This is a genomic window from Peribacillus sp. QJM3NY_7, assembly GCF_056173225.1.
The window spans coordinates 3593384-3617390 of record NZ_CM149663.1; the positions used below are offsets into that span (position 1 = coordinate 3593384).

The 24007-nt window shown below is 41.4% G+C and carries 26 protein-coding genes and 2 riboswitches; of the genes, 7 read left to right on the forward strand and 19 right to left on the reverse strand.

The genetic code is table 11. The features are described from left to right. Positions 1-9 precede the first annotated feature (9 nt). A complete protein-coding gene (locus AC0VX1_RS17180; protein ID WP_230135344.1) occupies positions 10-891 on the reverse strand; it encodes a patatin-like phospholipase family protein in 882 nt (293 codons plus the stop codon). 85 nt (positions 892-976) lie between these two features. Then, the gene (gene splB, locus AC0VX1_RS17185) at positions 977-2002 is read right to left on the reverse strand and encodes a spore photoproduct lyase (RefSeq protein WP_057278804.1); all 1026 of its coding nucleotides are present in this window, start codon (positions 2000-2002) and stop codon (positions 977-979) included. A 137-nt stretch (positions 2003-2139) separates the two neighbouring features. Here splB and AC0VX1_RS17190 point away from each other — a divergent pair, with 137 nt between their 5' ends. After that, complete coding sequence (locus AC0VX1_RS17190) at positions 2140-2325, forward strand: hypothetical protein (RefSeq protein WP_048688331.1); 186 nt, start codon at positions 2140-2142, stop codon at positions 2323-2325. A 150-nt stretch (positions 2326-2475) separates the two neighbouring features. Here AC0VX1_RS17190 and AC0VX1_RS17195 read toward each other — a convergent pair whose 3' ends face one another. Together AC0VX1_RS17195 and AC0VX1_RS17200 are read right to left on the reverse strand one after the other, a co-directional pair. Next, positions 2476-5046: a vitamin B12-dependent ribonucleotide reductase gene (locus AC0VX1_RS17195; RefSeq protein WP_048688328.1), complete on the reverse strand. Its 2571-nt coding sequence runs from the start codon at positions 5044-5046 to the stop codon at positions 2476-2478. Between the two features lie 387 nt (positions 5047-5433). Continuing rightward, complete coding sequence (locus AC0VX1_RS17200; RefSeq protein WP_048688324.1) at positions 5434-6270, reverse strand: lipoate--protein ligase family protein; 837 nt, start codon at positions 6268-6270, stop codon at positions 5434-5436. A gap of 201 nt (positions 6271-6471) precedes the next feature. Here AC0VX1_RS17200 and AC0VX1_RS17205 point away from each other — a divergent pair, with 201 nt between their 5' ends. Continuing rightward, on the forward strand, positions 6472-6855 hold the full coding sequence (locus AC0VX1_RS17205; protein ID WP_034308355.1) for a rhodanese-like domain-containing protein: 384 nt from the start codon (positions 6472-6474) through the stop codon (positions 6853-6855). Between the two features lie 138 nt (positions 6856-6993). Here AC0VX1_RS17205 and gcvPB read toward each other — a convergent pair whose 3' ends face one another. Genes gcvPB through gcvT form a run of 3 tightly spaced genes read right to left on the reverse strand, consistent with a single transcriptional unit; the run spans position 6994 to position 10914 of the window. Further along, positions 6994-8451, reverse strand: coding sequence for an aminomethyl-transferring glycine dehydrogenase subunit GcvPB (gene gcvPB / locus AC0VX1_RS17210; RefSeq protein ID WP_057278806.1), 1458 nt, complete (start codon positions 8449-8451; stop codon positions 6994-6996). Next, complete coding sequence (gcvPA, locus tag AC0VX1_RS17215; RefSeq protein WP_475468062.1) at positions 8444-9790, reverse strand: aminomethyl-transferring glycine dehydrogenase subunit GcvPA; 1347 nt, start codon at positions 9788-9790, stop codon at positions 8444-8446. Before gcvPA ends, gcvPB begins: the two co-directional genes overlap by 8 nt. 17 nt (positions 9791-9807) lie before the next feature. Further along, positions 9808-10914, reverse strand: a complete 1107-nt coding sequence (gcvT, locus tag AC0VX1_RS17220; RefSeq protein WP_413011546.1) for a glycine cleavage system aminomethyltransferase GcvT — start codon at positions 10912-10914, stop codon at positions 9808-9810. Between the two features lie 140 nt (positions 10915-11054). After that, positions 11055-11138, reverse strand: a riboswitch (glycine riboswitch). A gap of 3 nt (positions 11139-11141) precedes the next feature. After that, a riboswitch (glycine riboswitch) is annotated at positions 11142-11229 on the reverse strand. A 377-nt stretch (positions 11230-11606) separates the two neighbouring features. On the opposite strand from gcvT, the gene AC0VX1_RS17225 reads away from it, so the two are divergent. Both AC0VX1_RS17225 and AC0VX1_RS17230 read left to right on the forward strand, forming a co-directional pair. Continuing rightward, positions 11607-13295: a DEAD/DEAH box helicase gene (locus AC0VX1_RS17225; protein ID WP_063575686.1), complete on the forward strand. Its 1689-nt coding sequence runs from the start codon at positions 11607-11609 to the stop codon at positions 13293-13295. Continuing rightward, positions 13273-14070: a YqhG family protein gene (locus AC0VX1_RS17230; protein WP_048688306.1), complete on the forward strand. Its 798-nt coding sequence runs from the start codon at positions 13273-13275 to the stop codon at positions 14068-14070. The genes AC0VX1_RS17225 and AC0VX1_RS17230 overlap by 23 nt, the downstream gene beginning before the upstream one ends. 44 nt (positions 14071-14114) lie before the next feature. Here the strand turns inward: AC0VX1_RS17230 and AC0VX1_RS17235 are convergent, their stop codons facing one another. The 9 genes from AC0VX1_RS17235 to AC0VX1_RS17275 form a co-directional block, all read right to left on the reverse strand. After that, entirely contained in the window at positions 14115-14300 is a 186-nt protein-coding gene (locus AC0VX1_RS17235; protein ID WP_057278811.1) for a YqzE family protein, read from the reverse strand. Positions 14301-14415: 115 nt separating this feature from the next. After that, positions 14416-14802, reverse strand: coding sequence for a competence type IV pilus minor pilin ComGG (comGG, locus tag AC0VX1_RS17240; protein WP_475468066.1), 387 nt, complete (start codon positions 14800-14802; stop codon positions 14416-14418). Beyond that, entirely contained in the window at positions 14795-15274 is a 480-nt protein-coding gene (gene comGF, locus AC0VX1_RS17245) for a competence type IV pilus minor pilin ComGF (protein ID WP_082854575.1), read from the reverse strand. Before comGF ends, comGG begins: the two co-directional genes overlap by 8 nt. After that, positions 15222-15560 carry a hypothetical protein gene (locus tag AC0VX1_RS17250; protein ID WP_475468068.1) on the reverse strand — a complete coding sequence of 113 codons (339 nt, stop codon included), beginning with the start codon at positions 15558-15560 and terminating at the stop codon, positions 15222-15224. Before AC0VX1_RS17250 ends, comGF begins: the two co-directional genes overlap by 53 nt. Continuing rightward, entirely contained in the window at positions 15547-15990 is a 444-nt protein-coding gene (gene comGD, locus AC0VX1_RS17255) for a competence type IV pilus minor pilin ComGD (protein WP_413003775.1), read from the reverse strand. The genes AC0VX1_RS17250 and comGD overlap by 14 nt, the downstream gene beginning before the upstream one ends. A gap of 7 nt (positions 15991-15997) precedes the next feature. Beyond that, positions 15998-16309 (reverse strand): competence type IV pilus major pilin ComGC, encoded by a 312-nt coding sequence (comGC, locus tag AC0VX1_RS17260; RefSeq protein WP_413022006.1) that lies wholly within the window; start codon positions 16307-16309, stop codon positions 15998-16000. Positions 16310-16386: 77 nt separating this feature from the next. Then, the gene (gene comGB / locus AC0VX1_RS17265) at positions 16387-17421 is read right to left on the reverse strand and encodes a competence type IV pilus assembly protein ComGB (protein WP_413003778.1); all 1035 of its coding nucleotides are present in this window, start codon (positions 17419-17421) and stop codon (positions 16387-16389) included. After that, complete coding sequence (gene comGA, locus AC0VX1_RS17270) at positions 17405-18481, reverse strand: competence type IV pilus ATPase ComGA (protein WP_475471817.1); 1077 nt, start codon at positions 18479-18481, stop codon at positions 17405-17407. The genes comGB and comGA overlap by 17 nt, the downstream gene beginning before the upstream one ends. 103 nt (positions 18482-18584) lie before the next feature. Then, positions 18585-18965: a Spx/MgsR family RNA polymerase-binding regulatory protein gene (locus tag AC0VX1_RS17275; protein ID WP_413022005.1), complete on the reverse strand. Its 381-nt coding sequence runs from the start codon at positions 18963-18965 to the stop codon at positions 18585-18587. Between the two features lie 215 nt (positions 18966-19180). Here AC0VX1_RS17275 and AC0VX1_RS17280 point away from each other — a divergent pair, with 215 nt between their 5' ends. Together AC0VX1_RS17280 and AC0VX1_RS17285 are read left to right on the forward strand one after the other, a co-directional pair. Beyond that, positions 19181-19882 (forward strand): helix-turn-helix transcriptional regulator, encoded by a 702-nt coding sequence (locus AC0VX1_RS17280; RefSeq protein ID WP_475468072.1) that lies wholly within the window; start codon positions 19181-19183, stop codon positions 19880-19882. An 85-nt stretch (positions 19883-19967) separates the two neighbouring features. Next, a complete protein-coding gene (locus AC0VX1_RS17285; protein ID WP_034308393.1) occupies positions 19968-20210 on the forward strand; it encodes a DUF2626 domain-containing protein in 243 nt (80 codons plus the stop codon). A gap of 52 nt (positions 20211-20262) precedes the next feature. Here the strand turns inward: AC0VX1_RS17285 and AC0VX1_RS17290 are convergent, their stop codons facing one another. Continuing rightward, a complete protein-coding gene (locus AC0VX1_RS17290) occupies positions 20263-21384 on the reverse strand; it encodes a class I SAM-dependent methyltransferase (RefSeq protein ID WP_475468073.1) in 1122 nt (373 codons plus the stop codon). A gap of 265 nt (positions 21385-21649) precedes the next feature. Beyond that, positions 21650-22276, reverse strand: a complete 627-nt coding sequence (locus AC0VX1_RS17295) for an MBL fold metallo-hydrolase (protein WP_057278817.1) — start codon at positions 22274-22276, stop codon at positions 21650-21652. Positions 22277-22509: 233 nt separating this feature from the next. On the opposite strand from AC0VX1_RS17295, the gene AC0VX1_RS17300 reads away from it, so the two are divergent. Further along, the gene (locus tag AC0VX1_RS17300) at positions 22510-22683 is read left to right on the forward strand and encodes a DUF2759 domain-containing protein (protein ID WP_064505148.1); all 174 of its coding nucleotides are present in this window, start codon (positions 22510-22512) and stop codon (positions 22681-22683) included. A gap of 41 nt (positions 22684-22724) precedes the next feature. On the opposite strand, the gene AC0VX1_RS17305 is transcribed toward AC0VX1_RS17300, so the two are convergent. After that, complete coding sequence (locus AC0VX1_RS17305; RefSeq protein ID WP_363929035.1) at positions 22725-23897, reverse strand: YqgU-like beta propeller domain-containing protein; 1173 nt, start codon at positions 23895-23897, stop codon at positions 22725-22727. Positions 23898-24007 lie beyond the last annotated feature (110 nt).

The window sequence follows — 24007 nt, forward strand, 5'->3', positions numbered from 1 at the left end:
TATTTATTATCAATAAGTCCATTTTTTAAGGAATTCCTTCGTACACTGCCTGCCGTTATTGATCAATTCACCCTTTTTTTCATCATTCAGATTAAAATCCATTGCAGAAATTCCCTTCATCGGGATGAATACAATATTATGGACGTGTTTCTTGGAAATATACCTAGCATCATGGGCATCTTTCATCGTTTTGAATAGTGCGGAGAATAATTCAACCGCATTATCCACCTCATGCGGTTTCCATATCTCATCGACGCTTAACCGCAGGCCAATGACCGGTCTTTCCTTTCTAACATGATCTGAATTGAATAACCACATTGGAAAATTGCTTAACACACCTCCATCAACAAAAAGGAACTTGCTTTTTCCGACATTAAGTTTGACTGGCTCAAAGAAATACGGAATGCTGCAACTCATTCTTACTGCCTTTGCCACTGGAAAAGCGCTCGGGTCTATTCCATAATTAGGCAAATCATCAGGCAGTACGACCAATTTCCCATTTGAAATGTCAGAGGTTATGATACGGAGTGATTTCGGCCGAACATCCTTAAAGGTAACTACATTCCTTTCGGCAAGTTTACCGGCGACCCATGCTTCCAAGGCGTTGCCTTTATAAAGGCCCAGTTTCCAGTATAAAAGAAGCCATTTAGCAAATGGGATAGGCAAAAGACCACGCCTCTTATCCAGCAGGCCGCTTAAATCTATATCAAGAAAAAACTTTTCCATTTCTTTTCCCGTGTACCCAGCCGCTACGAATGCTGCAATTATGGATCCTGCACTCGTACCTGCTGTTCGATGGAATACAAATCCCTTTTCTTCTAATTCCTGCAGGGCTCCCACTAAACCATAGCCTTTAATCCCGCCTCCGGAAAAAACGCCGTCAATAATCATAGCTGCCCTCCCCTAATCCGGTCTTTACATTTCTAAGCAGGATTAGAGCGATTTATGACAGTTTTAAAAAGAAAATTGCCTTGATTCAGGTAAAATACTGAATTTCCGCTTTCGGGAAGAATTCCGCTATATACCCACGAATGGTCGTTTCCAGTTCTGCCGCTTCCTCGTTTTGATAAACATATTTACCAATTCCATATCGGCCCCATTTATATTTACGCTTCGTTTCGTCCAGTTCCAATTTTGTTTTCGGATAGTTTTTTTGAATCACTTTTTTTGCTGGACCAGTGAACCGATGCTGGATTAATTCGAAAGTCAAGTCAGGGATATCCACCCCTTTTAAGGCCTCACTCAACCGTTCGAATAATTCATGGTAGCCCTCCTTCCATGCTTCATGACGGTATATTGGAGCTACGATAAAACCCAGGGGATATCCGGCACCTGCCACTTTACGTGCCGCTTCCATCCGTTCTTCGAAGCTCGAAGTCCCGGGTTCGAAATTTTTTATCACATAACGTGAATTTATACTGAAGCGAAACCTCGTTTTTCCATTATGTTCAGCATCCAACAGATGATCGACATGATGGAATTTAGTGACGAACCTAAGAACCCCATATTCACTTTTCCCAAAATACTCTATGGCCCTTTTTAATGAATGTGTCAAATGATCAATTCCGACGATATCCGATGTACACGCTGCCTCAAAACGGGTAATTTCAGGCTTTCTCTCATTTATATATTTTTCGGCAGCCTCGAAAATCTCGTCAAGATTCACATATGTCCGAATATATGGCTTTGATCCGAGTGTCGTCTGTAAATAACAATAGTGACAATGCCCCATGCACCCTGTAGCAAGAGGAATGGCATATTCAGCAGATGGCTTTGAAGAATCGAATTTCAATGTTTTTCTGATTCCTATCACGAGTGTCGATTTGGCGACACGATATTTTTGCAGATCATTTTCTCCAGGAAGATCCCTAATTTGGTTATGCGACGTGGTCTCACGGATTTCAATGTTCAAATCCTCGAATTTCTTCTTCAATTCCCGGCCAAGCGGGTATTCCAATGCCCTTGGCTCGATATATACTAACTGTGGCATAAATGGTTTCATTTCGATCTCCATTCTTTTTTCGATTTGTTCATACTTTCAATCGAACTACACAATCTAATTAATAAGGATAGTTTTTCTTTATTCTTTTATCCTCATGATTGTTTTTACTTGGAAATTCAAAATGAAGGAGATGCGATATGGCTAATAAACGAGACTTCTTGACAAATGGAATGGGAAAACAAACGATCACCGTTCAAACAGATAATAAATTTCCAAATCCAAGGAATATACCGGGAGACTCCGTCGATGAATTTTCGGTATTGAAAGATGGCAACCAATATCTAGCCGAAAAGGAAATAGGGCAGCAAAATGAAAATGGTTGATTGAACGTGAAAAGAAGACCGAATTTACGATGATTCGGTCTTCTTTATTGGTATTTAATTGAACAGGCTGTCACTGCCCTGGATTAATGACTCTAAAAAAAGCCGTTAAGATAGCTTTGCAGCATACTTAACGACTTCCTTTGCATCAGCTTATAGCCCGCATTTCAATTGCGCTCCGCAATTCGTGCACGTATTGCATCCGCCCATTTCCTGAACTTCACCCTTACGGCATACGGGGCAAGTGTTACCCACTTCCGAACCAATTGTAACATTCGTCGAACGCAGCTCATTTATCGTATCGACCAATACAACTTTTTTCTTTTCTTCCACATCTGTCAATTCATCCATTTCAAGCTGCTCGTCCATTTGGTTTTCTTCCGCTTTGAGCGTAAGGACCTGACTGTCACGACTGCCATCCACATATACCGTTCCGCCTTTTGCTCCGCCTTTGTATAGACGTTCATATACCTTTTCAACTTGTTCGACAGTATATCCTTTTGGAGCATTGACCGTCTTGCTGATCGAGCTGTCAATCCAGCGTTGAATGATGCATTGAACATCAGCATGTGCTTCTGGAGCTAATTCCATAGCGGAAATGAACCATTTTGGAAGCTCTTCTGTATCTGCTTCTGGATGGCGATCCAAGTATTCCTGTACAATGTCAGCCTTAACTTCAATGAATTTACCAAGACGGCCGCTGCGGAAATACGTGAAGGAGAAATACGGTTCAAGACCTGTTGATACCCCAACCATCGTTCCTGTACTTCCCGTAGGAGCCACTGTCAATAAATGAGAGTTACGGATACCATGCGCAGCAACACTTTCCCTGATATCTTCCGGCATTTTTTCCATAAATCCGGTTTGTGTGAAACGTGTTCTAAGCTCATTGGTTTCTTTGTCCGTTGACCCGATCAGGAACGGGAAACTGCCTTTTTCTTTAGCAAGTTCCACCGAAGCCCTGTAAGCTGTGGTCGCAATCGTTTCAAACACCTTGTCAACCAGGATATTTCCTTCTTCAGAGCCATATTCCGTTTCACAGTAGATCAACAGGTCATGCAGACCCATTACACCTAGTCCAACTCTTCGCTCGCCCAGTGCCTGTTTTTTGTTTTCATCCAAGAAATAAGGAGTTGCGTCAATGACATTGTCCTGCATGCGCACACCGACTTCAACTGTCTGCTTAAGTTTCTCGAAATTAACCGTTTTGCTTTCTTTATCAGCCATTTCAGCCAGATTGACAGCAGCAAGGTTACATACTGAATATGGGGCCAATGGCTGTTCTCCACAAGGGTTCGTGGCTACAACCTGTTGACCGTATGCTTTGGCATTCGTCATTTCATTAGCATTATCGATAAAGAAAATACCTGGTTCAGCAGAATATGTTGCACAAATATTTATTAAGTTCCAAAGCTCTTTAGCCCGGATTTTACGGTAAACACGGACTTTATGACCCATTTTCTCCCATTCGCGAACATCGCCGACATTATGCCATTCTTCATTGTAAATGGCCATTTCTTCGGCATTATAGCTTTCAACATCAGGAAAACGTAATTCATATTCCGCATCTTGTTCAGCCGCTTCCATAAATTCCTTGGTCAGGCAAATGGAGATATTGGCTCCAGTCAAGAAATCCGAATTATGGACACTGTATGTTCCGCCTGTACGGATCTTTTCCTCTGCATCCCTAATGATTTTCTCGCTGAACCCGCCTTGGCCAGGAATCTCCTTATAATTGATGATCCCTTGATACATAGCCGTTTCCTGTTCCGTGTGCGGCGTGAATTTCAATTTATCCGTGGCATATTTCTTGATGGCTTCATCTTTGGTGTTTTCCACTAGGTAACGCAAAATCCTTGGATTTTGCATTTTGGAAATGATGAACTCTGCAATATCGGGATGCCAATCAGCAAGCATGATCATTTGCGCGCCTCGTCTGCTGCCGCCCTGTTCAACAAGATGCGTCAGTTTTGCAATATCGTCAAGCCATGACACTGACCCCGAGGATTTTCCATTGACCCCTTTTGCCAGAGTGTTTCTTGGACGCAGTGTCGATCCGTTCGTACCCACTCCGCCGCCGCGGCTCATGATTTCCATCACTTGTTTCCTATGTTCTGAAATACCTTCACGTGAATCCGGTACGAATGGCATTACATAGCAGTTGAAATAAGTAACATCCGTATTGGAACCTGCACCGTATAATACTCGGCCTGCCGGGACGAAATTAAGGTTCTTTAATTCTTCATAGAATTTATTGAACCATTCCGTTCTTTTTTCTTCCGTGGTTTCCACTGATGCCAATCCCGTTGCATTACGTTTCGCAATTTGTTCATAGTATATTTCAAGAGGCTTTTCGATTATATCCAACGGACGGTTTACAATTCCCGTCTCAACTTCTTCCGGATTATCCAATACGCCACGGAATTCTTCATCCACCAATACCTTGGCTTTTTTGGTTTCCCAATCAATTTCAACGATGTAACCGAGACCCCTTGCCGGGAATTTCGGATCTTCCTTAATCGTCAACACGACGAAATCGCCTGCCGAGAGTGTGATTTTTTCAGTATCCTTAAAAGAATAGCGGTCAAGCATGACTAGACGGGACACTCCCTTATGCGCCATTTTCATATCAGCAGTTACAGGGTGAACCTGGGGAAATAAAGAAATATCCTTATTCAACCTTTCTAGATCAACCTTTAAAGCTTCTTTTATTACAACCGACATAATTCCCTCTCCTTTATATGTTTCATGATCCGTTCTTGCTGCCGCAAAAATCCTTATGTAGCCTTACATGTCCGTTTCGCTTAACAAGTACCCTAAATTTATCATAGCGAAACTCAAAAATCAACATATAGTGTCGTATTAAATATTTCAACTACTATATATTGTGTTTGTTTTGAATAACTTTTAATTTTGTCAAACGTTAAATCAATTAATATAGTTAGCAAAAGGGAGGAAAATGTCGATTTATAATAATTTTTCATCAGATTTCAATTAATTTGGACCTTGCTTTTTCCCCATCCCTTTTAGGGCTTATCCCTGCAAGGAATGTGTTATTCGGTCAAACAAATCTGAAAAAACTTTTTATTATCCACTCTAATTATGCTTACTCTATCTCATGAAATTCCATTCATCGCTTTCATATTTGCTTTCTGCAATTGCCTTCACTTCCAGCAATTGCTTTTCAGTGAGGACATATGGCTCTAAATCGACCGAAAGTCCTTCGGCAAAACCTTTTTCGAAAGCTTCTTTCGCTTCAGGGATGGTTATCTTTCTCCCGGCAATATCATTCATGGCCACAGCTTTGTTTTTTAAGTTTTTTTGCATTCTCTCTTTAACCCTGTCATTTGAGAATTTAAATACGCTAAAGAGCTTATCATCATCAAGCTCAAGCAAAATGGACCCGTGCTGAAGGATGACGCCTTTTTGCCTGGTTTGAGCGCTGCCAGCGACCTTCCTGCCCTCAACGACCAGTTCATACCAGCTAGGTGCATCAAAGCAGACGGAAGACCTGGGCGATTTTAAAGCCGCTTTTTCCTGTTCGCTCCGAGGCACGGCAAAATAAGCATCCAATCCAAGATTCCTGAACCCCATCAATATTCCTTCAGAAATGACACGATAAGCTTCAGTAACGGTGGTTGGCATTCCCGGATAGGATTCTGGAACGATTACACTATAAGTCAATTCATGTTCGTGCAGTACCGCTCGTCCTCCTGTCGGCCTGCGAACAAAACCAAGGCCCTGCCTTTTGACCTCTTCCAGATCAATCTCCGCTTCTGCCTTTTGAAAATAACCGATCGACAATGTCGCTGGATCCCAGCCGTAAAAGCGTATGATCGGCGGAATTTCCCCTTTGCTTTGCCAGTTTAACAGGGCTTCGTCCAGCGCCATATTAAAAGCCGGTGAACAATACCCCGAATCTATAAAACCCCATTTTTCTTTAGTCATCCTTACCCCTCGTTTCGATAGACGTTTTTCAATCCCCCACAAAAAACTCACATGTAGTAGTTTAACAGACTTTAACACTCTAAAAAAGAAAGTGCTATCAAGTCATGAAGAATTTGATGAAAATTCTTTTTGATTATTGGGTAAAGCAATTATATAATAAAGATTGTCTGTATTCGTTAAGGTAGAAGGGAGTTTTTATGTTTGGAAATATTATATACTCTGCTCATCATCCTCGGAGTGGTTATTGCGTATTCACTTTTTAATTGGTACCGCCAGCGTAAAATCGTTAAAACACTAACACAGGACGAATTTATCGCCAACTACAGAAAAGTGCAGCTAATTGATGTGCGGGAACCGAATGATTTCGAAAATGGTCATATCTTAGGCGCAAGAAACATCCCTATGACTCAAATGAAAACCCGCTTGGTCGAAATTAGGCCGGACAAGCCTGTATATTTGTACGCTCAAAGCGAAATCATCAGCGGCAGAGCTGCAGCCATGCTATACAAAAAGGGCTACAGGGAACTTTTTCACTTAAAGGGCGGTTTCAAGATGTGGACCGGGAAAATCAAAGCAAAGAAATAAGACCCATCTCGGCATGGGCTCTTTTTAATTCCATAGCTCAAGTAAAAGAAAGTCAACAGTTGGACTTTAATGGAATCTTACATAAACATGAAAAATCCCCGCCGGAAGGCAGGGATTTTTTTCGTGTAAGCTACTAATCTAGGCTTGATAACGCAAAATGGGTTTTCTTGCAGCAAGTGTTTCATCAAGCCGCTTTATTACGGTTGTATGCGGAGCTTCCTGAACGATTTCCGGGGTTTCTTCCGCTTCCTTGGCAATCTGGATCATCGCGTCGATGAACGCATCCAGCGTTTCTTTTGACTCGGTTTCAGTCGGTTCTATCATCATTCCTTCTTCCACGTTCAACGGGAAGTAAATGGTTGGAGGATGATACCCGAAATCCAGCAATCTTTTAGCTATATCGAGCGTCCTTACCCCCAATTTCTTTTGCCGGCGTCCGCTTAATACGAATTCATGCTTACAATGACGATTATATGGTAAGTCAAAATAAGGTTCCAACTTGCGCATCATATAATTGGCATTGATGACCGCGTTCTCTGTGACGGCTTTAAGGCCATCAGGACCCATTGAACGGATGTACGTATATGCCCTCACGTTTATTCCGAAATTACCATAATAAGGTTTTACCCTGCCAATGGATTGCGGACGATCATAATCAAGGACGAATTGCTCGCCTTGCTTGACTATAAGAGGTTTAGGCAAGTAAGGAATCAAGTCGGACTTCACACCTACAGGACCAGAACCCGGGCCGCCGCCTCCATGCGGGCCTGTGAATGTTTTATGGAGATTTAAATGAACCACATCAAAGCCCATGTCACCCGGTCGTGCTTTTGATAGGACTGCATTCAGATTCGCTCCATCATAATAAAGCTTCCCACCTGCATCATGGACAAGTTGTGCCATTTCCAAAATATTTTCTTCAAACAATCCCAATGTATTGGGGTTCGTCAGCATCAAGGCCGCCGTATCAGGTCCGACAACACGTTTTAAATCTTCAAGGTCGACTAACCCATTTTCATCGGACTTCACCGTAATCGTTTCTAGTCCGGCAACAGTGGCAGAGGCAGGATTCGTACCATGGGCCGAATCAGGTACAATCACTTTCGTCCGTTCTGTATCGCCATTCGCTTCGTGAAAAGCGCGAATCATCATCAATCCTGTCCATTCACCGTGGGCACCTGCTGCAGGCTGTAATGTCACTTGGTCCATCCCGGTGATTTCCGTTAAGTGTTCCTGCAAATCAAATAATAGTCCCAATGCTCCTTGTACAGTAGCGGGATCTTGATATGGATGGATATGGGCAAAACCGTTGAAACGTGCCACATTTTCATTTATTTTCGGATTATATTTCATCGTGCATGAACCCAGCGGATAAAAACCCGAATCCACCCCATGATTCCGTTTGGAAAGTGCAGTATAGTGACGCATGATATCCAGTTCGGACACCTCAGGAAGCTTTGCCTCTTCTTCACGGATGTAGTCGGCAGGAAGAATTTCTTCGAGCGGAATAGTTGCAACATCCATTTCTGGCAGACTGTACCCGATCCGGCCGGAAGTACTGATTTCAAAAATGAGTGATTGATCTTGATTATTCATGTTGATCCCCCAATTCCTGCGCAAGTGCATCAATTTCTTCTTTTGTTCTTAGTTCAGTTACCGCAACCAGCATATGGTCTTTCAATTCAGGATAAACCGTCCCTAAATCGAAGCCGCCGATCATCCCTTTTTCAAAAAGGTTTTTATTGACCTCTGAAAACGGAGCAGGCAGTTTAATGACAAATTCATTAAACGAAGGACCGTCGAATATCACTTCCACCCCTTTTGCCATAATTGCTTTTTTTGCATAATGTGCTTTTTGAATATTTTGCACGGCCATTTCTTTGACACCCTTTTTCCCAAGCGCGGTCATTGCAACAGAAGCGGCCAAGGCATTCAAAGCTTGATTGGAACAAATGTTGGATGTGGCTTTGTCACGGCGAATGTGCTGTTCACGAGCTTGAAGCGTCAGGACAAACCCTCTTTTTCCATTCTCATCGACCGTTTGACCGACGAGTCTGCCCGGAACTTTCCGTACAAGTTTATTAGTAACCGCAAAATATCCACAATGAGGGCCACCGAATGCCGCTGGAATGCCGAATGGCTGAGCATCCCCCGTTACGATATCTGCACCGAGTGCACCAGGGGATGTCAAAGCTCCCAATGCAAGCGGATTACTGGAAACGATAAACATGGACTTGACGTCATGAATGATTTCTTCCATTTCTTTCAATGGCTCGATCCGGCCAAAAAAGTTCGGGTATTGCACGATCACTCCTGCAATGTCATCATTCGCCAATTCCCTTAAAGCAGCTAAGTCCGTCACACCGTCTTTATGAGGAATTTCGATCACTTCCACGCGTTGCCCTTTTGCATATGTCTTCACAACTTCTCTTGATTCAGGATGAACGGTTCCTGAAATGAGAATCTTCTTCCGCCTTGTCTGTCCTGAAGCAAGCATCGCTGCTTCAGCCAGCGCCGTCCCGCCGTCATACATGGAGGAGTTAGCCACATCCATACCCGTCAATTCACATATCATCGTTTGATATTCAAAGATTGCTTGAAGCTCGCCCTGTGAAATTTCAGGCTGATACGGTGTATACGCCGTATAAAACTCAGAACGGGAAAGAACATGATCGACGATGACCGGCGCATAATGGTCATAGACACCCGCACCAAGGAAGGAAGCATAATTTTTAAGGTCCGCATTCTTTGCAGCAAGCCTTGATAATTCTTTCATTAATGCAGGTTCCGATTTAGCAGGCTTGATATCGTATTCTCCTTGAAAACGAACGCTTTCAGGGATATCATTGAAAAGTTCTTCAGCAGCGGATACCCCTATCGCTTCCAGCATTTCTTGTTTATCTTGCTCTGTCATGGGTAAATAACGATGTTTCATCTAATGACCATTCCCCTCTATTTACGTGGTTTTTTATAAAAAGGTGTTTGTATTATAACGGCTTTCAAACGTTTGGAACGGATTTCCACTTCGACTTCCGCATCCAGCACCGAAAATTCCTTATCGATAAGTACCAATCCAACGTTTTTCTTCAATGTTGGCGATTGGGTACCAGTCGTGACCTCGCCAATGACTTCATCACCGCTGTAGACCTTATACCCATGACGTGGAATGCCACGGTCAATCATTTCAATTCCCACAAGCTTCCGGGGAGCCCCTTTCTCCTTTTGCTCAGCAAGAACGGCTTTCCCGAAAAAATCAACTTCCTTATCCACTTTTACTGCAAAACCAATCCCGGCTTCTATCGGGGTGATGTCCGCCGAAAGCTCCTGCCCATACAGCGGCAGTTTCGCTTCAAAACGCAGGGTATCACGAGCGCCTAAACCAATTGGCTGAACCCCCTCTTCCTTACCGGCATCCATAATCGCCTTCCAAAGGGCAGGGCCATTTTTACTGTCGCTATATATTTCAAAACCATCTTCACCAGTGTATCCAGTACGGGATACCAGCGTGGAGATACCGTTAATCATGACATTATCCTTGAACCTGAAAAATCCAATTTCACTTAAGTCAGTACTTCCGGATAGTTTTTGTAATATCTTCTCTGCAGCTGGTCCTTGAAGTGCCAGCTGTGTATAGTCACTTGATACATTCGTAATTTGGGCATCTTCCGTTAAATTCGCTTGAAGCCAATTGAAATCTTTTTCTGTATTCGCTGCATTGACCACGAGCAGATAGTCGTCCTCAGCCCTTTTATACACGATAAGATCATCAACCGTGCCTCCGTTTTCATAACACATGGCGGTATATTGGGCCCCGCCCTGTTGCAGCTTTGATATATCATTTGTCAGCATCTTCTGTAAAAAGGAAAGGCTCCCAGGCCCCTTAACATCGACTTCCCCCATATGGGAAACATCAAATAACCCCGCTTTTGTCCGTACGGCTTCATGTTCATCCTTTATACCCGAAAATTGGACAGGAAGTTCCCAGCCGCCAAAATCAATCGTTTTACCTCCATATTCACGATAAACCTCAAATAGTGGTGTTCTGTTTAAATTGGTCAAAACATGACCCCCTTCAGATTTTTTTAAAAATTAATTGGCTTCATTATCAAAAGCTTCTTGTCATTACGCATCAGATACATCCTGATTCATGATGTGAAAAAAGCACAAAAAAGGACAGAGAAAGCCCGTTTGAGCTTTTTCTCTGTCCTGAAACCTGAAAGTTTACCTATGTAATAGGTTTTCCCCTTTGGTGGCCGTCCCATAACGGGCGGCGCTCTCCAGAGTTGCGTCCAATAAGAGTTCTTTTGCCTGAGAGATTCACTGCTAAGTTTGCTCCTTCGGCGCTACATCCGTAGTCTCTCCCCTTATCTTCACCCGCATATAAATGGTCTACCATTGAAAGGAAACGAATAAGTTCCAAGCATCGGTAAAACCTTTTAGCATAAATGGGATGCATTCTCTGCCAATTCTCCTAAAACTTCAGAAACCGTTTGACTGATCTCCTTCAGTAATCTTGGATAAATTAGGAGCCTATAGCCCATACTAAGAAAACGCGAACTGCAAAATCGATGTACAAACATTCTTTGTAGCGTTTGGAAATTGGAATTTTCTAAATATACTTATATCCTACCCTAAGAAACTTATCTCTGCAATATTTTTTGAAAAAGAAATATTTTTCTTACTTCACATATGAAATGTTCGGGTTTTGACCTTATATTAAGGAAATTATGATTTAAGAGGGAGTTATTTCTATGAAAATCAATATATCCTTCAATTCTGAATGGAATGACGAGTTTCTGCAAAAGATGGAAAATGACGGTCCATGGGGAAATTGGGAGCTTTATAAGTTGGCGGTTCAAATGGAGGAAAACCTTATCATCCCTGATTTCGAAGGTTTACAGGCCCCAAAGCATCTTCCTCAGCTAACCCCGCTTCCCCATCAATTGGAAGCGGCGAAGCAAGTAGTGGAAAAGATGAATGGAAAAGCCATTTTGGCTGATGAGGTAGGGCTGGGAAAAACAATTGAAGCAGGCTTGATCCTAAAAGAGTATATGATTAGGGGCCTTGTAAAAAAAGTATTGATCCTTGTTCCGGCTTCCCTTGTCACACAATGGGCATTTGAATTGAATACCAAGTTTCATATTCCGGCAGTCGTTCAGAGAAAAAGTTATGTCTGGGACTCCTGTGATGTGGTCATTTCATCCATTGATACAGCGAAACGCGCTCCACATCGAGATATCATCTTTACTCAGGAATATGACTTCATCATTATTGATGAAGCTCATAAACTTAAAAATAATAAGACGAAGAACTATGAATTCGTCCAAAATCTGAAAAAGAAATTTTGTTTACTCCTGACAGCCACTCCGATTCAAAATAAAGTCGAGGAGATATTCCACCTCGTTTCGTTATTGAAACCGGGCCACTTGGGAAATGCTTCGCTCTTTTCGGAAAAGTATAAAGGGAAAGGCCGGAACATAACTGAAGATGAACACCTAAAGGAACTGGTCAATACTGTCATGATTCGAAACCGGCGGGCCGATACTGGCATTGAATGGACAAAACGGCATGTGGAAACCATCACCATTGAATTTTCTCCAACGGAACAAGCATTGTATGATGCTGTTTCCAAATTCAAGCCAATTTCGGATGGATCAAAAGGAAGCGCCTTTTCGGCTCTCACTCTCCAAAGGGAAGCATGCAGCAGCAGAGAGGCTGTCTTTTATACATTAAAGAATATGAGGGATAAATACGATCAGCCTTCCCCTGATTTTTTGGCAAAGCTTGATGATTTATTTACTAAAGTGAATGAAACGGTCCAGAACTCAAAGGCTGAAAAAGCTTTGGAACTGATCAAGAAAATAGATGACAAAGTGATTATCTTTACGGAATATAGGGCGACTCAACTATATCTCCAATGGTACCTACAGCAGAATGGAATTTCTTCTGTTCCTTTCCGAGGCGGTTTTAAGCGCGGAAAGAAAGACTGGATGCGTGAATTATTCCAAAAGAACATTCAGGTATTAATCGCAACAGAAGCTGGCGGGGAAGGGATAAACCTTCAGTTTTGCCATCACTTGATTAATTTTGACCTGCCCTGGAACCCAATGAGGCTTGAACAGAGAATTGGAAGGATTCACCGCCTTGGTCAGGAAGAAGATGTGATGATTTATAACTTTGCCACGAAAAATACAGTTGAAGAACATATACTGAAGTTACTATACGAAAAAATAAATTTATTTGAAAAAGTAATCGGTGAATTGGATGATATTTTAACCAAACTGGATATTAACAACATTGAAGAATATTTAATTGATGTGGTCGGCGAGTCCAAAACCGAAGGTGAAATGAAAGTCAAGATGGATAATTTTTCATCGTTGATCCAATTCGCTCAATCAATGAAGGAAGGTGAGGTTCATGCAGCAACGGGAAATTCATGATTTTTTAATCACTTTCTTTAAAGCCAATGATTGTGAAATACTGGATAATGCACCAACCCACCTTACAGTGCAATTGACGATTGAGATGGATAAAGAATTAATGAACAGACCCTTTTATTGGCATTATCTAGAAAAAACAGGAGGTGTTCCGAACCCGGCACAAATCACTTTCATTACCGATCCAGAACAAGCTCCATCCGATTTAAAGGGAGAAATGATTCATTTCGGCTCCCCTCGTCTTCACCAGATTATTCAATCAACCAAAAAGCTGGCAGGGTATACTAGACTTTTTGAGAATACGCCTCCATCAAAAGGCAGAAATAATCCTTTGTTTCCTTGGCTGACCCTGAATGTGAAAATATCCTATCAATGCGACCGCAAAAAAGATACTTTCATGTCAATCGGACTGAATTTAATCTCGGGTGAAATAATGGAAGGGTTTCACCATCGGGTTTTACCGATTAACGTCACCCCGAAAATACCGGATTACTCCTTTACGCTTTCACCTCTGATCATGCCCAAGAGTGGATTGGCAAGACTTGATACATACATCAGAACCAGTTTCGAGGATGATGACCATTCCTGGGCGGAGGAAGCAATGCTGCGCTGGCAGAATGACTTGAATTTATTGGAGCATTTTTACAAGGATATGGACGAAAAAAGTGAGAGCTATTATACCGAAAAAGAAGCACTAAAAGCACAATATGAACCCAACATCAGAATTTCCATCATCAACGGAGGATTATTTTACCTTTCAGATAGGGCTTTGGGATAAGGAAAGAACAAAAAAACAGATGTCCCAAGTTCAGGACATCTGTTTTACTTTTTGATCGTTTTCCTTATAAACATCGACAAAGCAAAAGGGACAATGCCAAACCAATGTGACATACCCTGGTTTTTATCCTCTTTTCTGTGAAGGCGTTTTTCTTTTCGTTCTTTTTTCGTCAGATTGAAATACTCGACAAGCTGCTGCGTCAGATATTTAATATAAGCGTTTGTAGACATATAAAATCATCACCCTACGCAAAGTATGTCCGGTTTACGCTTTTTTTATTCCTTTCCTTGCTCCCTTCACCGTAAACCTCTCGCGTTCCCTAATAAAATGGTGTTGATTTTACTATTACACAGCTTGCCTCTCCAACCATTCTTTCACTTCCCCCGCTTCTTTATCGTATTGAATGATGACCCTGCCCTCTCGATCATTTTTAGTTTTGGAAGAAAACTCGATATAGACGTAAGGACCTTCTTGCTTCATTAAGGAATATCGCACCACACCATTGGGATATGATATTTCCCCCTGGATGATTTTCGGAATCTCTTCGCCCCACTCTGCCGTCACATCCTTGATGGCTAGATGGACAAGATGGTCGGCCACAAGCGACTCTTCCACTTCTTTATAAAACTTTTTATCAATGATAAACTGGTCGATCATTAGTATCGTGAACATGATGAAAACACTCGCCACAATCATGACCATCGGGAAAACGACTCCTTTTTGATTATTCATCAATTTTCGTATCATTCCTAAAGAAAGGATGAAATCTTCGACTGAAAGTAGTCCCTGCTTTATCCGTTATATTTATAACAATGACACTGCCATCCTTATTGACCTGGAATTCCGAAATGTTCTGCAAGATGACCTCATGCCCCATACCATCCACTCGTCTTCGGACCTTATCTTCATATTGTTCCAGCGATGCTAATTGTTCACCTGAAAGCAAATATAATTTATTTCCCATTACATCTTGTGCTTTGGAACTCCGGACCTCCTGCTTCACTTGCATGGTAAAGACCTCCCACTCCTTAGGATGCAATTTATCAACGGACCTCATCTGGGTGTGAATGATCGAGAAGAGCTGCAGAACGAAAAGCGACGTCGTCATTAAAATCAATAAAGAAAAAAGCAATTCGATCATCGTAAAGCCATCATTTTTTCGCAGCATCACAAATGGATTCCCAATTACCCGTTTCATGTTCATAGCGTACACACCCTTTAATCATTCCCGGGAAATCCCCATGGTCCTTCCAAAACAATTCAAAGCTTCTTTTTTTGTAAATGATCTCCTGACCAACTGCTTGAATCTCCCCATCCATGAACGCCGTCAATCTTTCATATAATAAATGGTGGGCTTCGGTCCTTACGGGAATATCTTTCCGCTGCGTCAATACCTCTTCAAGAATTGGTAAAATGGCAAGGGCCAGTAATATACAAATAGAAAATGCGGCCATCAGCTCAAGGTAGACGTACCCTTTACAATTTCTCAATCCGGAACCTCCCTTTACCGATATTGAGGACCAGCTTGTACTTTCCCTTTGAGGTATCAATCATAATCGTTCCGGCTTTGGATGCATTTCCATATTGATTAAAATGAAAGCTGAACCCCAAAGTGCCGCTTAAAAACTGGATATCCTCTGGTATACTTCTCTCTAAAACGATCCCCTCCTTATAAGACGAAACGGTATAAATCTTTTCGGTATTATCAATATGGAGGTAAATCAAGCTCTTATGACTGATGGCATACTGTTGAGCATAGAAAAGATCTTCATGAAATTGTGAAAGAAAAAGCCTATTTTCCATTCCTTTAGTGAAGCTGGGATATAGATTAGGACCAATGGAAATTAGGAGTACAAAAATAGCGAGGACAATAAGGGTTTCAGATAGTGTATACCCACCATCGGAATTCCGTATATTCACTTCTCTCCTACTCAACGACCGTTATCATTCCTTTACTATCCAAACTAATTTCATCCCCATTAGGGCAGGATGTCTGTTTGAGATAGCCTTGACTTTCCAATTCACCGATACTTCCGGGCAGTTTAGCATTATCGATTTCATAAGCCTGCACCTGTGCTTGGGCCATCTTAACGAAAGCTTCACATCCTTTAGACTGGATTGTGGATTGGTTTTTCGTGATATTGGGGATTGTTATAATCAAAAGGATGGATATCACCAGTAAAACAATAAGCATTTCTATTAGGGTAAAACCACGTTCATTCATCACTTTCTTCAACATATCATCATGCTCCTAAAAGCATCTGAATACCAGATGACCTTCGGGCATTTTCACCTCCGGAATACAAAAATGAAATCCTATAAACCTTCGAGCAGTGAGAACATCGGCAGCAAAACCGCCAAATAAATGGACACGATCAAAAGACCTATCAGTGAAAACATTAGAGGCTGAATGATTTTCAAGATTGCATTCATTCTCTCTTCAATTTTCTCCAGTATAAAACGACTGTAATGAAGTAACTCGGCATCAAGTCTGCCGTATTTTTGACCATTTGCAGCGACCACCGGTAAATTCCCATCAAAATATGGGAGCTCCCGAAAAATCATTTCAAGTGATCTGCCCTCGATCAGATCATCCTTGATGATATTGCAAAGTTTTTGGTAAAAAGGCTGCTGTTGATTTATCGAGAATAATTTGATGCTATCGTTAATCGATAGTCCTCCGGAAAGCAAGCCACTGAATTGGCTTGCAAAAAAATATGTTTCGTATAATTTGATGAACGTCCCGAATATCGGAATTCCCATCAAAATCCTTCGCTGCCTTAATGGGCATAATCCATTGAACCAAAATCGTTTGAGTGCATACAAGAATAGGAGCAATCCGAGTAATAAGAAGGGTAGTGCTGGAAGAATTAACGTGGAGGCTGACATTAATCTTAAGAGAATATGCTGATCGACATCCATCGTGAAATAGATGGTCTGGAATTGGGGAAGGAGAACACTCTGAAGAATATAAAAAACGATGCTTACAAAAAAGACTAAGAATACGGGATACACCATTAACTTTTTTACTTTATCCATATCCTCGATTCTTTTCTTCCAATATCGCCCTCCTTCTTTCAACGCCCGTTCCAGGTCGCCATATTGTTCTCCATAAAATATATAACTTACAAGCTGCGGATGAAAATTAAGATGGGTCAGCACCATGTGCAACGGGTAGCCGTTCCTTAAATCGGCTATAGCCTGAGTGAAGTCTTCCGCTTTCTTCTTTGATTCCTGAAACTCAAGAAAATGTAAGGCTTCCGCCAAAGGATAACCATGATTCAATAATTCACCTAGCTTCGAAATAAAGACCGCCTGCTCTTTTACCTTCCATTTACTTTTTGGTTTCATGGTAGACCAGCCGTTCATATTCCTGAGATCCCACATAGCCCATCGCAACCGCTTTTCCGATTTCATCCTTTAATTGGCGGTAGCTGACCGTTGCCATTTCTTTTTCATCTCCCATTATCCGGAGAACTTCAGCCAGACTTTTTCCATATAGCAATTCATATACACTTGCCCTTTTATTCCTTGCAGTCATTTTGCAAGCTAAAGCACAGTCCTCTTTACACGGAAGACATCGCAATTCAACCAGCCGCTGCGCTGTCACGCCAATCAAAGTCTGTTCAACCTCAAGTAAGCTGACACCAAATTCCAGTAATCTGGAGATGGCGCCCGGGGCGTCCCTCGTATGCATGGTCGTTAGTATCAAATGACCGGTTAATGCGGCACGGACTGCGATTTTGGCAGTTTCTGCATCCCGGACTTCCCCAACCATGATCACGTCCGGGTCATGCCTCAGAACAGCTTTTAGGCCGACTGAATACGTAATGCCCGCCTTTTCATTGATTTGGACTTGCAATACCTTTTCGGATACATTTTCAATGGGATCTTCAAGTGTAATGATATTTCGATTGATCATCTCATGGGCGTGGTGAAGCAGGGAATATAGTGTCGTGGTTTTCCCACTGCCGGTCGGGCCGGTAAATATGAGCATGCCATGGGAATGCTTCAGGAGTGCAATCAATTTTTGAACGGTGTTTGGAAATAAGGATAACTGTTCTAGAGGAAGGATATTCTGTTGGGGTATTAAGCGTATGACCAAACTTTCGAGATGGGCAGTGGGTAAAGTGGAAAGGCGGAGTCCGACCACCTGGTTAGCCAAATTAATGGTGATGGCACCACTCTGGGGCCTCCTTTTCTCCCCTATATCCATCGAGGCAAGGAACTTCAAATGAGCGATCAGCCTTTCAGCTTCAAAGAATGATAATGTTTCCTGGGGAACAAGCTTATTGTCTATTCTGAATTGGATGTGAGGCCCCTCGCCGCGAAAAAAAATGTGGATATCCGATGCCGATTCCACGATGGCACGGGTTAGTATTTTTTCTGCGGTCTTTTCAATCGATATCAATTCATTCATCACCTCCTATGTTTCTTGTTTTATTGATTCGACAATCCACGACAAATTCCTGCTTCAGAATAAAAAAAATTCCCGAAAAACTTCGAGAATCATCTCACATGCTTATTTTCAAATCAAGTCTCCGGGAAACCAAATTTCTTAATGCATCTACATTATGGCCAATCACCAGTTTTTCCCCGTCTATGAGAATGGGCCTTCTTAATAACTTCGGTTCTTTTGTTAATAATTGGATGACATCAGAAAGCACCATTTCGTCAATATTAACTTGTAAGTCTTTGTAAGCTTCACTTCTTGTCGCCAAGACTTCATCAAGTCCCTCCGATGTCAATTCAAGAATTCTTTTTAACTCTGCTACAGTTGGTGTCTCTCTGAATAAATGTCGCTCATCGAAGGAAACTTGATTGGCGCTTAACCATTTTTTTGTTTTGCGGCAAGATGTACAGCTTGGATACGAAAAGAAAGTTAACTGTGCCATACTAATCACTCCCCGTTCACATTTTGTATACATTTATAGTCTATACAATTATTGTACAATGTTTGTATAATAAATGTATACATATTTGCTTTATAAAACCGTTTTAAATGTGAACGTTTTTTAAACTAAAGAGTGTTTGCCCTTTCCCTTATTCCATTTTTTTCTGCCTGCATTATAATGGACATAGGTAAACTATGGAATAGCAGGAGGGTGTAATGGAACAAACGTTAAAAATAACAAACGTGTTAGCTGATCCCACCAGATATTATATATATCAGCATATAGTGAACAACCATGGTGATGTATCGGTACAGGAAATCGCCGATTCTTTCAACATCCATCCAAATGTTGCCCGTCTACATTTGTCAAAACTTGAGGATATCGATATGTTGACCTCGATTTCCCGAAAGACCGGGAAAGGCGGCCGCCCAAGCAGACTTTATCGATTATCTGACAAAGTCATACAGCTTCATTTTCCATATAGGAACTATCAGCTGCTTGCAAAGATTGACGTCCAGTCGATGATGACATTAGGGGAACAAGGAAAACAGGCTCTTTATGAAACGGGAAAAGTATTCGGGGAGGAATTGATCAATCAGCAACTTGCCCTGAACTCGACATCGATCGATCGGCTTGCTTTTGCGGAAAAAGTCAACATGCTTAAAAATGTGGCTACCATTGCAGGGTTATCTCCTGAAATACAAGCAAGCGAAGAAGAAAATAAAATATCCTTCCGTATCTTCAATTGCCCGTTTAAGGAAGTTACTGAAGTCGAGCCAGGAACAATCTGCTCCATGCATAATTCTTTTTTAAAAGGTATGTTCGAAGCCTTGTTTGAGAATGTCACTATTGTGGAAATAGAAAATATGATGTCCAATTGTGCAGCATGCTCATACCAGGCTTCGGTTCTCACATAGAAACAAAAGGCATCCTTTACATTACCTTACAATTTCATTTATAATTATTTAGAATGTACACGACTAGACATAAGGAGGGATTCGGATGGAACGCATGTTCAGAGTATGTGGATTTTGGACAGGAATTATGGCCATTTTCTTTTATCTTGGCCATATGCATCAAACGTCTTTGCTTTTCTTTGCACAAACGATCTTTTTTGTACTTTTAAGTTATTTGAAATTATCCGAGCGCATGTATATCTATGTTTTCGGCGCCTATCTTACCGTTTTCTTTGCAGGATTTTCCTACTGGAGCGTATTTATGATGACTCCGGGTGCTGCTCATTAAGAACAAGCAATATTACATAACCCATGAATTTGGATTCATGGGTTTTTACTTGTCACCATTCAGGAAAGATCCTTACATCATCTGCTAAATTCTTCGATTGAAGCAACACTTTGAAATGTTCACTAAATCCCCCAGGAACGATCAGCCCCCGGATTGCCCGATTACGCTTTGCCGTTTTCGAGAATGGATCAGTTCCTTGATGGTCCTTCAATTCCTCTAGTATCCCTGCTTTAAGCAAGAATTCATTTTGAAGAAAAAGCCCTCGATTGGAAAGATCCTTTCTTTTTCCAATCTCGATTAATGTGTCAAAATGGATATGTGTCGTCAGATCCATATCACCAGGATACATAAGTGCATCTTTAATCATTTGATGCCGATAATAGCCCCTCAAGCTCCCTTGAAGATGAGCAGGCTCCTTCCATTCCCTATCGGTATAGCCATAATCAATTGTAAGGAGAATACCCGATTCGATACAGGAAACGATCTTCTCATATTCACGGATCATGTTTAGCGGAACTTCGTATCGTTGTTTTTCATTTAAGGTGATTTTTCGTTCAGTAAGGTAAGAAAGAATGTCAGGGTTGTCCAAAGGTTCTCTCTCTTCTACCAAATCTCCTTCCTTTTCAGTGATGAATACCTCTACCAAGGCTCCCTTATACTTTTCAATGACATACACAGGCAACGCGTCGAAAAGTTCGTTTGAAAAGACGATTCCATTTACATTCGTCCATTTTTCTAAACTGGCAGCAGAAACTGCCTGTTTGAATATCCCTAAACGTTCGTGCTGAATCTTTCTATGAAATGGACTGCCATCCACAAGAACATAAGTTAAAGAGTCCCATATCTGCGGTTCCGTTTCTTTTATGTAAACGAGGATGTCATACGCCAGTTTACCGTCCCCTGCGCCGACCTCGATGATTCTTGGTGAAACTCCGCATCTTTTTATCAAATATACGAACCATCTCGCCAGTGATCTCCCAAATGCATCCCCAACATTGCCGGACGTATAAAAATCCCCTCTTGGGCCAATCTTCTCTTTTGCGCGTGCATAGTAGCCTATTTTTGGCGTATATAAAACAGCATCCATATAGTCATTATAGGAGATTCTTTTTTGCGGGCTTCCTGCAATCAATTCCTTTAAATGATTTTTCAACACAACAGCCTCCGTCTCCATGATTTTCCACCTAACATAGTAAATAAGTTTTTTTAACGACATTTATACATGAACACAAATTTAAAGTTCACAAAATGTTCAATTTTCATCTCGCAGTTATAACAGTGCATCCACTAAATGAATTTCATAGGAGGTTCAAAAATGCACTTTGGGGCAGACCCTGTTTTTTTATATTCAGTATAGTTCCGGAATTGACCCATTTCAATATTTTCACATAATTAAGAACTTAAAAAAACAGGTGCCATAGCGGCACCTGTATAAGTAATTATCTCAAAAAGGGATTGGTATTCTTTTCATCCAGAATCGTCGTGACAGGGCCATGACCTGGAAAAACGATAGCATCATCAGAAAGTGTCAGCAGCTTCGTTTCAATGCTATTTAAGAGCACTGACTCGCTTCCGCCTATTAAATCGGTTCTGCCAACGCTTCCTTGGAACAAGACGTCCCCAGAAAAGAGGAGACGTTCGTCCTTCACATAATACGAAACGCTCCCTGGTGAGTGTCCAGGGGTTTCGAATACTTCGAAAGTGAATCCTCCAATCGTAAGCTCTTGCTCATTTGCCAAGATATGATCGGCAGGCTTCATTCGCATTGGATTTTCAGGGAACCAGTTTTGAGAACCATTCAATGCGGGATCAAGTAGCCACTTGGCCTCTTTTTCATGAATATATGCAGGGATTCCATAATGATCCCGAATAGCATCCAGAGCACCGATATGATCAAAATGTGCATGTGTCAATAAAATCGCTAAAGGCTTTAAATTTTTTGTTTGTATGTACTGTATGATTTTCTGTGGCTCTTCACCCGGATCGAAAATGATGCAATCCTGTCCATCGGAAACTACATAACAATTCGTTTGCAACGGGCCTAGAGGAATTTGTGTCCATTTCATTTCCATCAACTCCATTATGATTTTCTATCTTTATCTTACACTAATTAAGCTGCTAATGTTAATCCAGTTTACTCATGTCATAGAAGTGTCACCTATTAAGCCTCGACAAATAATTGAAAAAATATTAAGATATTAACAAATGCAATCTTTTCTACATATTTTTGGTAGTTGCTTTATTCTCTGGGTATATTATTAGGGATTAGGTATTCATTACGAAAAAAGGGGGTTTTGACATGATATTAATGGTTGTTTTCGGACTTGTGGCTATATTAGGAGTAGCAGCTGTGTTTACCTCATTAAAAAAGAGAAACTTCTTAGGATTCATTTTTGCAGCCGGCAGTGCAGTCGTGTTTGGCTGGTTCACTGTCATGACTATCATCAACAGCGGTTTTCCTGTTGCCCATTGAAGAAAAAAGCTCGCCATCCGGCGAGCTTTTGTTTTAGGTTATCATGTTTGTTTGAACAATCTTTGTATTTGATGGGTTTTCATATCAATGATTTTCTCAAATTGATATCCATATAAGCAGAAGTTGCCATCAAGCGAACAGCTTAATGGTTCATTTTCCATGTCCTTCATCAATTCTTCTTGTGTGCCTTTTTCCCAATTAAATTTAGTTAAGGTAAACCTTCCCTCATATTGGTCCGCATCTTTTGATTCATTAGGAATAAACGTTATGAATTCCTTGTTTTTTTCAATGAAATCATAGGATGGAATGACCCAATCTGAAAAGCTTTTCAATAGTGGCACGGAAAAAGAGTGGATCGGCTTGTTTGTTGGATCATAAAATGCATATGTACCCCGATCTTGTTTTTCTGTCTCCACTTGAATCGTCATCAGCGCTTGCTTCACTTTTTTAAAGTGAATGACATCGAGCATAAGGCTGTCTGCCCCATCCCCATGCAGCGCTTTTCTTTCTAGGGGAGCCGTCAAAGCAGGTTCTTCTTTGTCCCAATCCAAAAACATCAAGTCATTTTCACTTGCCCATTGAGCAAAGGGCTGTGGAAAGTCCAGGGTTTCCATAGTTTGTTCATCTGGATTCAATACATAACTGCTATATGTCCAATCTTCATAAAAGCTCGATACAAACAACCGGCCATCTTTAAATGAATTCCACTCATAAGCTAATTCATAGGCTGGGATTGCCACGGAATACAGTGGATTCCCCGTTTTATCGAGTATTGTGATTGATGCTTTATCCGAAGAGGTAAAGGACGACAACAAAATATGCGTACCAGACGGACTGATCGATACTTCAGAAAACGCAAAAGCCGGCTGATAGAAAACGGAAGTTTCATTCGTTTCCAAATTCCATGCCATCAACTGGGATAATTCATTACCATCCCGCTTCACAGAATATAAAATGGTTTTTGAATCCAGCCATCCAAAAATGGCTTCGATTTTTTCCGTTTCTGCGGTCGGGACCTTTAAATTGCTTACTGAAGTTTCCTGGTTAGATTGGGAGTGTTCTTTTTCCGTATCATTTACGGGTTTACTAAGGTCCTTGGAAGGCTCACAAGCCGAGATAAGAAGGATAGTGGAGATAAATAATGGGACGAAACACAACATCTTACAAATGGAAAGCCGCATACAAAGTGCTGCTTTGGATACTTTAATCTCCACACACCTCCCACTTCAAAACTAAAACGCCTGGCATATGTGAGCGAGACATTAGAAAGAGAGTAAGGATTAACCAATCGAGTCCTTACTCTCTTTCATTATAAAGTAAAAAA